13 protein-coding genes are annotated in these 13,126 nt (G+C 39.2%); 3 read left to right on the top strand and 10 right to left on the bottom strand.

The features are described from left to right. Positions 1-9 precede the first annotated feature (9 nt). The 10 genes from KSMBR1_RS03860 to KSMBR1_RS03810 all read right to left on the bottom strand — a co-directional run bounded on the left by KSMBR1_RS03860 (position 10) and on the right by KSMBR1_RS03810 (position 8,674). Entirely contained in the window at positions 10-471 is a 462-nt protein-coding gene (locus tag KSMBR1_RS03860; protein ID WP_099324144.1) for a ribonuclease toxin HepT-like protein, read from the bottom strand. Continuing rightward, positions 458-754, bottom strand: coding sequence for a nucleotidyltransferase family protein (locus KSMBR1_RS03855; RefSeq protein WP_099324143.1), 297 nt, complete (start codon positions 752-754; stop codon positions 458-460). The genes KSMBR1_RS03860 and KSMBR1_RS03855 overlap by 14 nt, the downstream gene beginning before the upstream one ends. A 267-nt stretch (positions 755-1,021) precedes the next feature. Then, the gene (locus KSMBR1_RS03850; RefSeq protein ID WP_099324142.1) at positions 1,022-2,185 is read right to left on the bottom strand and encodes a carboxylate--amine ligase; all 1,164 of its coding nucleotides are present in this window, start codon (positions 2,183-2,185) and stop codon (positions 1,022-1,024) included. Continuing rightward, on the bottom strand, positions 2,163-3,506 hold the full coding sequence (locus tag KSMBR1_RS03845) for a B12-binding domain-containing radical SAM protein (protein WP_099324141.1): 1,344 nt from the start codon (positions 3,504-3,506) through the stop codon (positions 2,163-2,165). Before KSMBR1_RS03845 ends, KSMBR1_RS03850 begins: the two co-directional genes overlap by 23 nt. Positions 3,507-3,730: 224 nt before the next feature. Beyond that, entirely contained in the window at positions 3,731-4,297 is a 567-nt protein-coding gene (locus KSMBR1_RS03835; protein ID WP_099324139.1) for a DUF4823 domain-containing protein, read from the bottom strand. A gap of 68 nt (positions 4,298-4,365) precedes the next feature. After that, entirely contained in the window at positions 4,366-5,247 is an 882-nt protein-coding gene (locus KSMBR1_RS03830) for a hypothetical protein (protein WP_157820370.1), read from the bottom strand. Positions 5,248-5,260: 13 nt separating this feature from the next. Continuing rightward, positions 5,261-6,319 (bottom strand): radical SAM/SPASM domain-containing protein, encoded by a 1,059-nt coding sequence (locus tag KSMBR1_RS03825; protein ID WP_099324137.1) that lies wholly within the window; start codon positions 6,317-6,319, stop codon positions 5,261-5,263. Next, positions 6,312-6,944 (bottom strand): TVP38/TMEM64 family protein, encoded by a 633-nt coding sequence (locus tag KSMBR1_RS03820; RefSeq protein ID WP_099324136.1) that lies wholly within the window; start codon positions 6,942-6,944, stop codon positions 6,312-6,314. The genes KSMBR1_RS03825 and KSMBR1_RS03820 overlap by 8 nt, the downstream gene beginning before the upstream one ends. Then, complete coding sequence (locus KSMBR1_RS03815) at positions 6,944-7,678, bottom strand: LolA family protein (protein ID WP_157820369.1); 735 nt, start codon at positions 7,676-7,678, stop codon at positions 6,944-6,946. The genes KSMBR1_RS03820 and KSMBR1_RS03815 overlap by 1 nt, the downstream gene beginning before the upstream one ends. A 132-nt stretch (positions 7,679-7,810) precedes the next feature. After that, positions 7,811-8,674: a lysophospholipid acyltransferase family protein gene (locus KSMBR1_RS03810; RefSeq protein WP_157820368.1), complete on the bottom strand. Its 864-nt coding sequence runs from the start codon at positions 8,672-8,674 to the stop codon at positions 7,811-7,813. A gap of 205 nt (positions 8,675-8,879) precedes the next feature. Between KSMBR1_RS03810 and KSMBR1_RS03805 the strand changes: the two genes are divergently transcribed. The 3 genes from KSMBR1_RS03805 (at position 8,880) to KSMBR1_RS03795 (ending at position 13,112) form a co-directional block, all read left to right on the top strand. Beyond that, a complete protein-coding gene (locus tag KSMBR1_RS03805) occupies positions 8,880-10,763 on the top strand; it encodes an IS1634 family transposase (protein WP_099324133.1) in 1,884 nt (627 codons plus the stop codon). Between the two features lie 109 nt (positions 10,764-10,872). Then, positions 10,873-11,580 carry a Druantia anti-phage system protein DruA gene (locus tag KSMBR1_RS03800; protein WP_197705323.1) on the top strand — a complete coding sequence of 236 codons (708 nt, stop codon included), beginning with the start codon at positions 10,873-10,875 and terminating at the stop codon, positions 11,578-11,580. A gap of 161 nt (positions 11,581-11,741) precedes the next feature. Beyond that, positions 11,742-13,112 (top strand): IS66-like element ISCku7 family transposase, encoded by a 1,371-nt coding sequence (locus KSMBR1_RS03795; RefSeq protein ID WP_099324132.1) that lies wholly within the window; start codon positions 11,742-11,744, stop codon positions 13,110-13,112. Positions 13,113-13,126 lie beyond the last annotated feature (14 nt).

Genomic DNA, 13,126 nt, shown 5'->3' with positions numbered 1-13,126 from the left:
CTTCTCTGTTTAGTTTTTCAAGAAGTCGATTAATGCAATCTTTAATTTTTTGTATAAAGACCCCAAAGAATAGCAAAGTCGAGAAAATTGTTCCCACTTTAAATTAAAACCATAGATATGTCTGAAAAGGTGACGGAAACTTAAGTATTCTTTTAATTCTAACATTAACTCCTCCTCCGTTATGACCTCTCTTCTTGCTCCCTTATAAGGGGTTGCCATTTGTTTCTGCAATTGTTTATGCCAGTCTTCTCCCCCTGGCAAGTTGTTATCAACAGTAATAGCGATCCTTTCAAAAATCTTTTCGATACCACAATAGAAATCATGAAGAATGCTTCCCGCAGCCCGTGTTTCAACAGAACCGGGATTTTCAGGTAACTCACGGATTAGTTCTTCCATCTCTTGTACGAGCCTTTGCAGATTTTCGAGTTCTATTTCAATGTCCTTCTTCAGTCGTTCCCTATCCGTAAACAAGTTCCCCTTCCTTTATTGTTTTTTCCTTTAAACTTTCAAACGCATCTTCAAATGGAATGAGATTAATCTCGACACCGGGAGGCATGATATCGCTCAATTCTGACAGGGCTTTTATATAAAACTCTGAAGGCAACCCTTCAACAACCAAATCAATATCAGACCTTTCATGGACAATACCATGTACAAGCGATCCGATAAGGAAGATTTTTTTAACCTGATATTTGTTAGTGAGTATTGCAATACATTTATTTGCTAATAATTTTAATTCTTCTTTTTTACGCATTGAGTGGCTCCTCAGTGTATAAAGTGTGATTAGAAGGACAATTCATGAATAAACATCATTCTTTATATCCGTAATAAAAATACTTTCTGTATATAACATTTCAGGTTCTAAATCTGCGCCATTACTCCATTAAAGAGTATCAAAACTTATATGACCTGACATTTTTATTTTGTTAACCCCCATGCTGAAACATGTGGTTAAAGCAGGGACAGATTTTTCAAAAAACTAAAGTGTTACATAATTTCTTCTCATGTCTGCAAAATATCTTCATCCATGTAAAAGGTGTTTCATTTCCTTATCATATAAAAACATCAATACAGATGAGAGCCTTCCAATTACCGGCATGGGATCGCTCAGAGAAATAATATCATCTTTTGTGTTGAAATCAAAAAAATTAGGTTTTAGTCTTAACCTCTCCGGGTTTTTGATAAAGTGCAATAAATCTCCCGGAATAAGCCACCTGCATCTGACACCGGCATTATAGTCCATAACAGGCTCAATATCACCTTCCATTGCCAGCCTGAACAATAGAAAAGGAAAGTCAATGCCTGATTCAACCGCCAGTTGTAAAGACCCCCAGAATCTCGGATTTACTTCAAGTAATTTAGGCTTCCTGTCTCTTGGATCAATTTTAAATTCCACATGGGCAACCCCTGTCCACCGAAGCGACTTCATAAATAACCCGGCGATCTCCCTGACGTCTTCCCTTTTCACGCTTTCCCTTAGAGTACTCGGACCACCACTTACGGGATGTGAACGTAAACGCTTGTATACAAAAGATGCACGTATCTCCGATTGAAAATTGAAAAGTAACCCAACTCCGTACACATCACCGCCATCTGGTATATATTCCTGAATGATGGGAAATGGATACTCTTTATGTACTTTAAGGTATAATGTTAATAATTCCTCTTTTTCTTTAACATATACAATACCTCTTGAACCGGAACTATTCCGTGGTTTTATAAGAACAGGGTACGCAGTTTCTTTTGCAATCACCGCAAGCTGCTCAATATCATTTACCATATACGTTGTCGGGACGCCAATCCCTCGTTCTCTTGCATACTGCATAATAAATGCTTTATCATTCCCTTTTTTGGCAAGATCAGCATCGGCAAAAGGCAATCTTGTATATTTTTCAATCATCTGCCTGTTTGCAACTTCAGTTAAAAGAACCTGTGTAGAAAATTCCATAGGAAAGATAACATCGTACCTCCCCGCTTTCAGTTCCGCTTCAAGGTCAGTAAGGAAATTAACCTGGGATAGTACCGGAGATGAATAGATCCATCTCCGGCTGCAGTATTTAGAAAAAATTGCCGTTGCAAGCCGTGTCCTTTCGCCTGCTGTGACATAAAATCCCTTCCTGCCAAAAGACCTTACGGCAGCAAGGGACTTATTCCACATTCCGTCAAGAACCAGAACCCTGTTCATAGGAAAAATCCTGCTTGTTTTGTATTGTTTTTCTAACGGTCTGCCTGAAACCAAAGTTCATGGGGTAGAAGAAATTCTTGTATGTCCCGTTGCCCCAGAGTCTTTTAAAAATTGCAGTATAAGAGAAACTCTCTTTTAAGGCATGATGAAAACCGTCAAGGAGCTTTTCCGGTCGCATCAATTTTGGCATAAAAACGACATGGTTCGTATTGTAGTTAGACCAGTCCCGGTCTATTATTCTTCCTTCATGCAGCATCTGTGAATAAACCCGCGTGCCGGGATACGGCGTTAAAATTGAAAAATAACAAACATCAATCTTTGCCTTAATGACAAACTCAATAGTTCTGTCAAAGACACTTTCGTCGTCGTGATCAAAGCCAAAAACAAAGGCGCCGGTGACCCCTATACCATAATCATGCAATTTTTTTACCACATCGATATACGTATCGGGTGTATTGAACGTCTTTCCCATATTTGCAAGGTTACCCTGAGATAACGACTCAAACCCTACAATAAGTCCCATACAGCCGCTCTTTTTGCAGAGTTCGAGGATTTCGTCGTTTTTTGCGATATTGACAGATGCTTGTCCTGTCCACTTGAGGTTATAAGGTATGATCCGTTTTAAAAGCTCTTTTGCGTGCACCCTGTTGCTTATTATGTTATCGTCTACGAAAAAGACCCCATTTTTAAGAACAAACATCCCCTCAAAAGGCTTCAGGTTTTGTATCTCCTTTTCAACCTCATCAACAGGTCTGTTTCGAAATTTACCTCCGAATGAATTTGTTACAGAGCAAAATTCGCAGTTGTGTGGACATCCACGGGTCGTTTCAAGGAAATGCACAGGGAGGTATCTTTTCCCTTCGTATAATTTCCAATTTGGTGCAGGGAAATTGGCAAGGGAAGGATATTCGTTGCCATGCCGATAGATACTTTTTAGTTCGTCCCTTTTACAATCATCCAGTGCTTTGTCCCATAGCTGCTCTGCCTCACCTATAACCACACTGTCACAATGCTGCAACGCCTCATCAGGCATCTTCGACACATGCATGCCGCCCATAATGACCTTTATTCCCCGTAACCGAAAACTGTCTGCTATTTCATAAGCGCGATTAACGGCAGGCGTCATGGCAGTAATACCTACAAGATCGGCATCTTGAGTCAAATCGAGCGGTTCAACCTTTTCATCAATAATACTAACGTCCCAATCGGACGGAGTAAGGGAAGCAACCTTCAAAAGTCCCAGATACGGGAGGCGAAAGTAAAAATCGCCTCCCAGAAAGCTTTTTGATGCAAGGGGAGAGACCAATAAAAGTTTTTTCATGGTTCTACAAAGTCGGCCTTTAATTTTTTAAATCTCCATGAAAGTCGTCTTGATTGTGATTAATATTGTATTCATGGCGGGTTCAAGTTTGCAATTCAATGTCATTAAGCTAAGGATTATTTGGTTAAAACAACTCCCCTGAATCCCCCTGAGTTTCTGCATAAGTCTTAGACCATGTACCATCTTACTTTCAATAATGGAATTTGATAACCACAGCGAAAAAATCATTCAAACAGAGCCTGCACTATCTCTTGGGATAATGGACGCATAAATCTTGTTGCCGGTGCGTTTACGAAGGTAAACCATTGTCCGTTTTGCCTGCCAGAAGCAGAAGATATGAGGTTACAATTTTCTGTATTATAAGCATTCACAGTAACAGATGCCACATCTACGGTACCAGACCATTGTGTAGCACCGTCAAGCCATTCGGTAACAACACCTATAACGGCAATACCTGCCCCTTTTTGGTGAGCGTAGGCGCACGCATCATCAACTTTGACTGATTTATTTGCCTTGAAAGCATCACTCTCAGCAAGCGCACATGTTCTCCCCGTAGACTGGATTTCGCCAACAACAGAAATTGCGAAAGTATCACCAATTCCTTCTAATTCCACACCTTTGTAATATGGATTCCTAAAGGGGAATACCATAATTTTATTTTCTGCCTTAGAAATCTTTACTCCCATATCTCTATTTGCTTTTAAGCTTGCGCATCCTTGAAATAATAGACCAATTAATAAAACAAAAATAAGAATACCGCCTTTACTTACATTTTTATAAGTCAATTTCATTGAATCTTCCCTATCCAAATAAATAAATTAACAGAAAAGCCACAATATCAAAAAAACATAAACAAAACTTATTTCCAGATCCCTTCCGTCCTGTTTACTCTTCCTGTACCCGCATCAAATTCAACTCCAATGTTTTTGCCAAAACGTCGTCTTGCATAAACCCACAAATCAGCACTCATGATATCTTCATACGTTTTTGTGTTAGACCTGACATTTCCGATATTGGTAGGAGGTCCCATCGCTGTGTACACCTCTTCTTTTGTCATTCCAATTCTTGCTACAGTATTTTTTATATTGTTCAGAACATCGGCAGAGAACTGGTTAATATCTAACGGTTTTTTCGTAACAAATTTTTCAAGGAATACCTCCCCATCAGCGCCGATATCTAAGGTGTAGCTGCTGCCTGTTTCAATATTTACAACGGATGCAGTGTTGCCCGTTCTGGTAACTTTCAACCTGGTGCCCGCGTGAATGAATGTTGGAGTGGATTGCCAGTTAACCCAGGTAATATGATTGCCTTTTATCACTTTCAGATTACAACGAGCGTAATAAATGTTGTCCTCATTGTGGTTTGTGTTTGAAGCGGTTGAACTTAATTCTTTTTGTTCTTTTTCAATAGGTGGCGCTTTTTCTACCAAATAAGGGGATTCAGCACGGTTAACGGTTGAAATAGTCTTCTGTTCTAAGGTATCCGACTTTGTGGAGACCTCAATCATTGTTTTAATAATTTTTTCACTTACCCCTTCTTTTTTTAACTTCAAGATACCTTCTGTTGAGACATCAAATTGATTTTGAGAAGTTTTTATCTTACTGTTAATCAGTTCTTCTCCTAATCCCGCCTCAACCATTGTCAAAATTGTCTCGTTGGTAATGGTTTCCGCCACTGCTAACTTAAAGTTTATAACAAAAAATATTGAGATAAGTACGGCCATAACTTTGAAGGGCTTCATGTCGTTCTCCTTTTTAGTTCCTTTTAATCCATTTAAAGTAAACAATTGAACCTATCTGCTTTACGAACGAATTGAGCATATTTCTATCGCCGAGACATTGCCTGCAATGGGGATGTAAAACTCTATATCTTTTGAACCCACGTACTATTTCTTGTACTGGCTTACTGTTTATATAATTTTTAATAGAGGTGTCGTTATAATTATACATCGAGGTCTTACCGTCATAATCTGTACAGCAAAAGGTATAATCCCCATTCCAAAGTATGCCAAAGTTATCTTGCATTCCGGGGCAATATCCAAATCTTGCATTTACATTTTTTTGGTTAAAATGGGTTGCCCAATCTCCAACTATTCTAGTTTGAAAAGAAATCTTATCGCTAATAATCACTGTATTTTCTTTAAAACATTTTGCACGTGAAATCTGTCTAAATACGTCAGGCAGACGATATTCAATCTTAGAATTAACCAATATTTTCTCTGCCCACAATTTCAAATAAGCTCTTAATTTTTTTGATGTATCTGCAATACATAAATCTTTTGCTATCGGTATTATTAATTTCCTTAAAGGAGAAGAAAGGAAACCAATAGTTAGCTCTGTTCCGTGTCTTTGATCAATAAAAGATCCTGCAATGGATGCTATTTTGTCTGCATACTCCTGAAAAGACAACCCGCTAACGCCTCTCATTGAAAAGGTCTTTTCGTCAGGAGTTTGAAGCGATACGATTATCTTTTTTGCACCTGCTTTTATTAAGTCATTCAACAAATCATCACCCAGATTAGCACCATGTGTTGTAATACAAACAACCACGTTTTTTTGATGTGCATATCCAACTATCTCCACCAAACGTGGATGCAGGGTAGGTTCTCCCATAACATGAAAAACCAATAATTTCACCATATTTGCGACACTTACTTCATCTATTATTGATTTCGCCATTTTAACATCCATAAAACCCCGTTTTCTTTTCATCCTCGAATCAGGACAAAATTCACAGGAAAAGTCACAGACATTTGTTAGTTCCATATGAAGTCTGTTAATAGGAAATTTTATTACTCCTACATACTCAGACATAACTATTCCCCTTAAGTTTTGCCCTTACAAACGGAATAGCACCTAATGCAAACATGATAGTTAAAGCTATGAAGAACCCGGCGCATGTGGGATTAAAGACCGTACTCCCAAAATAGGTATATAAAAAACTAATCGGTACAATAGGAATCATGCTTGCTATATAAAAATCCTTAAAATTAATACCGGAAACTCCCGCCCAATAACTTACCAGGTCCCAGGGCAGATTAAATAGCCTCATGTAAAGCACCATATTCTTCCCATTGTTTGTCGATTTTTTTTCTAGGAACAGAAGATAACTGTTTTTCTTAATTAGTTTTTTAGCCGTGTTTCTGCCAAACCACTGAGCAAAATAATAACCCACCACTGTTGAAAGTGCACCGCCTAGCACCACATAGGCCGTTCCCCAATACTTCCCGAATAATATACCCGCTACTATTGTCAAACCCATTGACGGAAGAAAAAAAAGAACTGGTCTTACGGAGGTTATCAAAATAAAGACCAGAGGGACCGACAACTTGTTTTTTTCAATAAACGCTGCAATATTGGTAGGATTGAGATATGGATACAAATAAGCACACAAAAAGGATAAGGCGATAAAAGATACAATTTTAATTATTGTCACCATTATTCAACTAAACCATCATGTGTGTCTCTTCGGTTTGTTATCAAAACATCAGCGGGTAATTTTATGGTAAAGATGTCAGCACTAATCTCTGGATTAATTTTCACCTCTGATAATCTTGTAATTATCTTGTCCCCCTTAGGGGTAAACATTCCAATACCCGACGGAATACTTGAATCTTTATCATAATGAATAACAATATGGGACAAATATCGTCTTGCCATCTTGGATTTTGGCGTTAAATGAAAGGAAATCCCATCTTCTTCACGAGAAATCTCCAGGGTAAACTTTTTTTCCATTTCTTCCAACGATCCGGATAGAATTTCCGAAAAAAAACGCATAGTATTGCGTGCCGTAAAATTACCAGAGACGCTATATATTTGAGCTTCTTTTGCTTCAGGATGGTATACAATCATATCCTTACCGTCAATGGCAATGATGGATTTGTCCGGTTTGTTTATATCCCACCGCAGCATATTAGGCTTTTTCATGGTTAGAGTCCCGTAAATGTGTACTTTTTTCCCCAATAATGAGAGATGCTTCTCTTGATGTATCTTGGCAATTATTGAATGATTGTTCTGTGTGAGCTCTAAAAACCTTTCAAATACGTTATGGTTGGTTTCAGAAGATTCACTCGGTAAAGTTTCGCATGATACATTACCAGGGATAATAAAAACAAACCCGATAGATAATATTGCAAGAAAAAAGCATACAGAAATATTTTTTATAACCAGCATATTCTTTCTCCAGGATAACCAAATATAGGGTAGCGAAAATGGATTTACAATATGAAAAATGGATGGACTGAACCCAGACAGCGTTCTGCTCTCAACCATAAACTGAGCAACAGTATCAAAAAAATTAACCGTTTAAACCTGGGTAAAATTATACCACTGGTCAGGATACATATTTATATATTCTTCAAGTATATTTACGATATTTTTCATTGTCTCATATTCTTCTTTTTCATGTGTAACAATGAAAGGCCCTTTAATCACTCCCGTATATGTGTTTTTTTCTTTCACAACAAATGCGACAACAATTGGAGCGCCTGTTAGTCTGCTTAAAATTAATGGCCCTCTCGGGAATTGTGTTGGTTTCTTAAAAAAATCCACGATTATACCATCTGTTTTCTCATCATAGCGGTCAATTAACATGGCAATTAATTCATTATTACTGAGAGCTTTCACCATTTCTATTGAAGAAAATGGAGATTTATCAATCGTTATGGTTTTAACGTTAAATATCTCTCTATACCATGAGCGAATATTTCCGATTTCAGGATTTTCGTCAGGCAACGTTAACACATTTGTCTTTATCCCATAACTGCCAAAGAAAATACCACCCAGTTCCCAATTACCAAGGTGTGCGGTAAGCAATAGTAAACCTTTATTCATCTGCAATGCAAGTTCAAGGTTTTGCTTTCCTTCATAATAAGTGATTTGATCAAGAATGGAGCGTTTATTTAGATTTGTAAATCTACAATAATCTATCAAATATCTACTGTAGTTTCTAAAAAGATTTTTTGCAATGAAGGAGAGTTTTTTTTGTGAAATATCGGGAAATACCAGCCGAAGATTTTTTTTCACGTTAGTTCTTGCCGACCTGCAAAACAAATAGCTTAAATCTGCTATGTATCTGCCCAATAAATATAAAGGTAATGCAGGTAGAAAAGCCGACCACTTTGTTCCGTACTTATAAACAATTGGAATATTAAGGAGATGTTTATTCAAAATTATTCCTTCAAATATGCGATAATTTGTAACACTTTAGTTCTTTGAAAAATTAATAGCGAAAAAAGGTAAAAAAAGCTGGCGTCTGTTTTTCCTTTGTGGTATAAAAGGCTTCAATAAAGCCCCCTTTCCGGAAAGATTTCAACAAAATCCTTATTTTAAGCGGGTTTCCACAAATTCAAAATAATATGTAGTCGCAGAATAAATGGCCTATTTATTAATACAAATCCTTTATAACCCTATAAATACTGACTTGACAAAATATTTTATTAATGATAGTGTAGTCAAAGAATATTGGGACTACATTATGCACCTTACTTATAGCGATTCTAAATACAAAGGGAAAACCTATAAATCTTACTCTATTGCCGAATCCTACAGGGATGGCAAAAAGGTCAGAAAAAGAATACTTTGGCCCATCGGGAAACTTTCCGATATTCAAGCCGAGCAAATCAAACTGATATGTAAAACAGTTGAAAACACAGATCAATTGCAGACTCAGCTCAAAGACGTTGCAGTCCTGGAAAGCAGGGCATATCTCGATATAGCCGTTGTTAATGAGTTGTGGAACCAGTGGCAGCTTGATCAGGCTTTTGACTACGATGTCACTGCAGGCGCCCTTCCTACCAATATGATTGCAAAGATACTGACTATTAACAGGTGCACCGATCCGTGTTCTCATTATTCCATTCCTCATTGGGCGAAAAAGAGCGCGCTGGAGGACATTCTTAAAATTGATCTTTCAGGCCTAAATGACGATAAAATCTATTATGAATTAGATAAAATACACAAAAACAAAATATCTATAGAGAACCACCTTTTTAACCAAACCTTCTGGAAACGTCCGGAATCCTATAAATTTATCAACTACGACCTAACTACTTCCTACTTTGTGGGATATAACTGTGATCTATCGGCATTTGGCAAGGGCAAAATAGAGTGTCATGGCAGGCGGCAGGTCTTACTGGGTGTTCTTATCAACTCTGAGGGATATCCTTTCAAATGGGATGTATTCCCCGGGAACACCGCTGAGGTAAAAACCCTCAAACAGAATATCAATGCCTGTAAAACCAGATTCAAATTGACTGATAAAAACGTCACCCTTGTATTTGACAGAGGCATAATCTCTGAGGACAATGCCAATTTGATAGAAGAAGCCAAACTCAAATACATCTCGGCATTGGATAGAAATCAGATACCCTCTTGCGGTGTCAGTTTAAAGTCTCTTAATGGGTTATCCATAGAAGATAAGGACGCCTCCGATATACCTATCCCGCAAGGGTTTTTAAACTATGATGATGAATTATACTACCATGACAATGGCGTCATAGGAAACAAGCGTTTTATTACCGGTTTTAATCCCACTTTATTTATAGAAGACCGCAATAATAGAGACGAGAAAATAACCTTTTTTAAGGATTATCTCAAAGAAGAGAATAAAAACCTTAAAAATGCCCAAAGAGACCGGCAATATGACGCAACAAAGAGCCGCATTGTAGATGAGCTGAAAAGGTTAAAGATTCATAAATATTTCGAAGACCCTGTTCTGACGTCCATCACCGTTACCCATAGACTGAAAAACGGGCAGGTCAAATCCGTCAAAAGTTTCAAAATAGAAATCAAGCTGTTAACTGATGTTATAGCCGCAGATAGATTGTTGGATGGCGTATGTGTTTTTATCACTAACCATACAGAACGGGAAGATGGAGGTGCGTTTAAAGCAAAACCCCAATCTATAGTTAGAGCCTATCGGGACAAGACAAAAATAGAAGATGTCTTTAAAAATGTAAAATCGTTCTTAAAAATCAGGCCCTTCTTTGTCAATACCGAGGCACATGTTAAAGCCGTCTATACTATCTGCATCCTGGCATATTTTATAAACCGTTATCTATCAAACCAACGAAAGGCAATAGGAGAAAAAGATTTTTTAAACTCAAAGGAACTCTATGCGCCGTTCAAAGATATAGATATCGCCACTCTTGAGGCTAAAAATACCGGTGAAACCTTAAAGAAAGCCGTGAAACTTCCCGCCGTCACACAAATGCTATTGGAAAAACTTGGAATGTCCAATGTTGTTTTCGGCCAGTAATTAAAAGACTTCCAAAAGACATGTAGTCGCAGAATCAATGTTTATAAGTGTTTGCCAAATTTGACTTTAGTAATTTCTTTCCGGAACATGGGATAAAGGGAAACAGTTTATGAAGCCTATCATATTCCAATACCGTTCACGAAAACTGCATGCGGACGATATCGCCTTTATAAAGGCGCTCATCGAGCAGCATTTTCTCAGAGGTCGGACTTATATTTCCTGCGAACTATGCAAGCATTGGAACTGGGTGCAGCCCAATGGCAAACATAAAGAATACGCAGCACGAGACCTCCTTTTGAGATTAGAAGAACAGGGATTGATAACGCTTCCTCCACGTATACGGGCCAAAAACAATCTGAAACCCAAGGTCTTTGTCCAGACACCCCTTTTCGTCAGGAGACCACTAGAAGGTAAAATCACAGAGTATGAAAACCTGACAATCCATGTGGTAAAAGACCCTCAGGAAAGATATCTCTGGGAGTATCTCTTCCAACACTATCACTACCTCGGCAATCCCCGGCTTGTTGGCGAACACCTCAGACACATCGTACGTATAGGCAATCAGGTTGTTGCCTGCCTGGGGTGGGCAAGCGCCGCATGGAAAGTCAAAGACCGTGATCGTTTCATTGAATGGGATGAGACGACTAAACGTACACACTTACATTTGATTGCAAATAACGTACGATTTCTCATTCTACCATGGGTTAAGATCAAACACCTTGCATCCAAGGTATTGTCACTTGCCCTCAGACGTCTGTCAGATGACTGGAATACCGTTTACGGCCATCCCGTTTATTTAGCCGAAAACCTTTGTTGATACCGCGCGGTTTAAGGGTACCTGCTATCAGGCGGCCAATTGGATTCGTGCTGGCAAAACCAAAGGGAGCGCAAAACGGGGCAATCGCTATCTGTATCATGGCCAACCTAAGGATCTCTACCTCTACCCTCTTCAAAAAAACTTTCGGAGGTTTCTTGACTGTGACCAGGGATGAAGCCATAGCTATTTTGGAGATGGACAGAGAGGATGCGATTCAAGCCATCCTGATACTGGCGGAGAAAGCAGAAAAATATGACCGGCTTTGCGATAAACCGGGTCCGACTACCCCTTCCGGTTCGATACCGCCCTATCTAAAGCCCACAAAGAAAAAGAGAAAACGGCCTTGTGGCAGGAAAAAGGGACATAAGGGAGTTTGCCGGAAACGACCTGAAACAGTAACTGCCTATCAAACGCATTCCATGGAGAGTTGCCCTGATTGCCACCAGCCATTACAAAAACCGGTAAGAACTTATAAGCGATACATCGAAGATATTCCACGCCTTGACCCTGTTGTGACGGAACATACAGTTCATGGTTACTGGTGTGCTTGTTGCAAAAAGATAGTTCAACCCAAGGTCACAGATGCGTTGCATGGCGCCCGACTAGGATTGCGCCTTGTTGTCTTTACCGCATGGCTTCACTACTTAATCGGTATCAGTGTAAACAACATCGTAAAGATGCTTTCCGTATTTTTCAACCTTCAAATAAGCGCCGGCGGTCTAACCCAGGCATGGAAATCCCTTGCAACACTCCTGGAGCCACAGTATAACGAGATTGGCCAAAAAGTCTCCGCAAGCGCTGTCTTACATGCAGATGAAACCGGATGGAGGTTGAATGGAAAAACCCATTGGCTATGGTGTTTTACAACACAAAAACTCTGCTACTATCTCATAACACCAAGTCGGGGGTCTCCTGTCATAAAAAAACTCTTGGGCATTCTATTTGGTGGTATCCTGATCTGTGACTTTCTGGGCGCTTACAACAAGATAAGCGCACTGGCAAAGCAGCGGTGTTTCTATCATCTGTTCACGGAACTCGTGAAAGTAGATGCCCACAACCATTCTGCCGCATGGAAAGCTTTCCGGAAAAAACTCTCCCGGTTGCTCAAGGATGCCATCCGGTTATCAGAGAAAAAGAACCAGATAAGCCTGGTATGCTTTCTTCGGCTAAAAAAAAGATTGTATCGCAGGCTTGAACAGTTTTTGGCAACGCCTTGTCAGGATAAAGACGTACAAAGATTGACCAAACGCCTGAAGCGCCATAAACAGGAACTCTTTACGTTCCTGGAACATGAAGGTGTGAGTCCCTATAATAATCATGCCGAGCAACAGATGCGAAAGCCAGTATTGACCCGAAAGGTATCACAACAGAATCGTTCTGTTCAGGGCGCCAATACCCAGGCTATCCTTATGACGTTGCTTCGCTCTGCAGAATTGCAAGGAGACAACCCCGTGGAAAACCTTCTGGCATACGCCAAAAAAGCTCTTTTAACAAAAACCACTTCCGGCTTAACTTATAACATCGCTTGTTAATTTTTCAAAGAACT

This window comes from Candidatus Kuenenia stuttgartiensis (assembly GCF_900232105.1).
GTDB classification, from domain to species: Bacteria; Planctomycetota; Brocadiia; order Brocadiales; family Brocadiaceae; genus Kuenenia; species Kuenenia stuttgartiensis_A.
Note: the sequence above shows the minus strand (reverse complement) of the source record. Positions and strands in the feature narration are given on the sequence as shown.

Coding starts and splice junctions, on each gene's coding strand:
- KSMBR1_RS03845 (WP_099324141.1), bottom strand. CDS start 3,506: ATGAAAAAACTTTTATTGGTCTCTCCCCTTGCATCAAAAAGCTTTCTG.
- KSMBR1_RS03815 (WP_157820369.1), bottom strand. CDS start 7,678: ATGCTGGTTATAAAAAATATTTCTGTATGCTTTTTTCTTGCAATATTA.
- KSMBR1_RS03805 (WP_099324133.1), top strand. CDS start 8,880: ATGGCCTATTTATTAATACAAATCCTTTATAACCCTATAAATACTGAC.
- KSMBR1_RS03855 (WP_099324143.1), bottom strand. CDS start 754: ATGCGTAAAAAAGAAGAATTAAAATTATTAGCAAATAAATGTATTGCA.
- KSMBR1_RS03820 (WP_099324136.1), bottom strand. CDS start 6,944: ATGGTGACAATAATTAAAATTGTATCTTTTATCGCCTTATCCTTTTTG.
- KSMBR1_RS03825 (WP_099324137.1), bottom strand. CDS start 6,319: ATGTCTGAGTATGTAGGAGTAATAAAATTTCCTATTAACAGACTTCAT.
- KSMBR1_RS03800 (WP_197705323.1), top strand. CDS start 10,873: ATGAAGCCTATCATATTCCAATACCGTTCACGAAAACTGCATGCGGAC.
- KSMBR1_RS03830 (WP_157820370.1), bottom strand. CDS start 5,247: ATGAAGCCCTTCAAAGTTATGGCCGTACTTATCTCAATATTTTTTGTT.
- KSMBR1_RS03835 (WP_099324139.1), bottom strand. CDS start 4,297: ATGAAATTGACTTATAAAAATGTAAGTAAAGGCGGTATTCTTATTTTT.
- KSMBR1_RS03850 (WP_099324142.1), bottom strand. CDS start 2,185: ATGAACAGGGTTCTGGTTCTTGACGGAATGTGGAATAAGTCCCTTGCT.